General features: G+C 62.7%; 1 protein-coding gene and 1 pseudogene. Both read right to left on the bottom strand.

The genetic code is table 11. The annotated features are described in order from the left end of the window. Positions 1-27 precede the first annotated feature (27 nt). On the bottom strand, positions 28-1,086 hold the full coding sequence (locus tag VF34_RS24145) for an IS110 family RNA-guided transposase (protein WP_032375837.1): 1,059 nt from the start codon (positions 1,084-1,086) through the stop codon (positions 28-30). A gap of 358 nt (positions 1,087-1,444) precedes the next feature. After that, positions 1,445-1,732, bottom strand: a pseudogene (glnQ, locus tag VF34_RS24140) (glutamine ABC transporter ATP-binding protein GlnQ); the annotation flags it as partial.

The raw sequence follows: 1,732 nt of genomic DNA, 5'->3' as shown, positions 1-1,732 counted from the left end.
TCGCCGCATGTGATGCTCCTATGAGTGTCAAGTGGCAGTTTTCTGGGTGAGAAGTTGGAACATTTCGCGGGCGACGGCTCGTTTGAGGCAGCGGATTATGTCGCGTTTGCTCTTGCCTTCAGCGAGTCGTCGGTCGCGGTATTGCTGGGTGCGGGTGTCGTATTTGAGGCGGGCCATGACGATGACGTGCAACGCTCGGTTGGCCTGCCGGTTGCCGCCGCGGTTGAGTCGATGGCGAGTGGTTTTGCCCGAGGACGCGGGTAGGGGTGCGACACCGCAGAGGCTGGCGAATGCTGCTTCGGAGCTGACGCGGTGGGGGTTGTCACCGACGGTGATCAGCAACTGTGCTGCTGTTTCGTAGCCCACCCCGAACCGGCCGACGAGGTCTTCGGCGGCATCGTCGATGAGCACTGCGAGATTTTTGTCCAGTGCTTTGATGTCGGCGTCGAGGAGCTGGATCCGTCGCGCCACCGACCGCAGTGCAGTCTTGATCGCCGCGGTCAGTGCACCTGGAGTGACGGCGGTCGGCCGCAGTGCTGCGCATGCGTCGATCAATGCGACTGTTGTCAGACCCCGGAGCTGTTCTCGAATCGGTTCGGGCGCGTTGACGACGGCAGATTTGAGACCTGTGATCGCCTCGGCGCGAGCTTTCACCGCGGAGCGACGAGCGTTGTGCAGGAACCGAATCGCCTCGACGTCCCCGTCGTGGGTCTTCGGAATCGTGCGAGCCAGCCCGGCCGCAGCGATGCGAGCAGCACTGTAAGCATCGAGCGGATCGGACTTGCCGTGAAAGCGCCGCGAGCGGCGGTCGGTGCGGTCGACATCGACGACCTCGAGGCCCGCTGCGAGCAGGACCGTGGTCAGCGCGGAGCCGTAGCTTCCGGTGCCTTCGATTCCGACTCGGACGACGATGCCGGTCCCGATCAACCATGCCAGCAGTGCGCGGTAGCCGGCGCCGGTTGCCGGGAACTCTCGGTCGCAGATTTTGCGGCCGAGGTGGTCGATGATCGCCGCGTGGTGGGTGTCTTTGTGAGTATCGATGCCTGCAATGACGGCGAGGCTGACATCGGGTGGGTTTTCGGTCATGCTGGACACTGGTTATCCCTTCGACAGGTGACCACGCACCGGCCGGGACGGCGGACAACACAGTGACGGGACTCTTTGGTCAGGCTCCTATCAAGTCACTCCGCCCACCGGTCGCGTGTGAACGATGTCCGTCGAGGCGAAGGCCGACACATCACATGAAAGACAGCCATCGGCGTCAGAGCGGAAACGAGTCATACCTTCCACCTCGACGAACAACTCCAGTATCACTGAGTGGAAACTCGACCCCTGCTACGAAGTTCCACTCACATGCCTCGATGGATTCGTTCCGCAGGCTCCACTCACCTGCCTCGACGGATTCGTTCCGCAGGCTCCACTCACAGAAGGGGGCGCAGCCCCTCTACGCCAAGATTCGCTGTAGGAACTGTCGGGTACGGGGCTCGGTCGGGTTCGCGAGAACCTGCTCGGGTGTCCCGCGTTCGACGACGACTCCGTTCTCGAGGAACAACACCTGATCGGCCACTTGCTGGGCGAAGCGGATCTCGTGGGTGACGATCACCATCGTCCATCCTTCGGCGGCAAGGCCTTTGATTACGCCCAGTACTTCGCCGACCAGTTCGGGATCGAGCGCGGAGGTCGGCTCGTCGAACAGCATCAGCTTGGGGCGTAAGGCGAGGGCTCGGGCGAT

It is taken from the genome of Rhodococcus sp. PML026, from assembly GCF_000963615.1.
GTDB lineage: Bacteria > Actinomycetota > Actinomycetes > Mycobacteriales > Mycobacteriaceae > Rhodococcoides > Rhodococcoides fascians.
The sequence above is the reverse complement of the archived record's forward strand: the minus strand, read 5'-3'. Positions and strand labels throughout refer to the sequence as shown.

Coding starts and splice junctions, on each gene's coding strand:
- VF34_RS24145 (WP_032375837.1), bottom strand. CDS start 1,086: ATGACCGAAAACCCACCCGATGTCAGCCTCGCCGTCATTGCAGGCATC.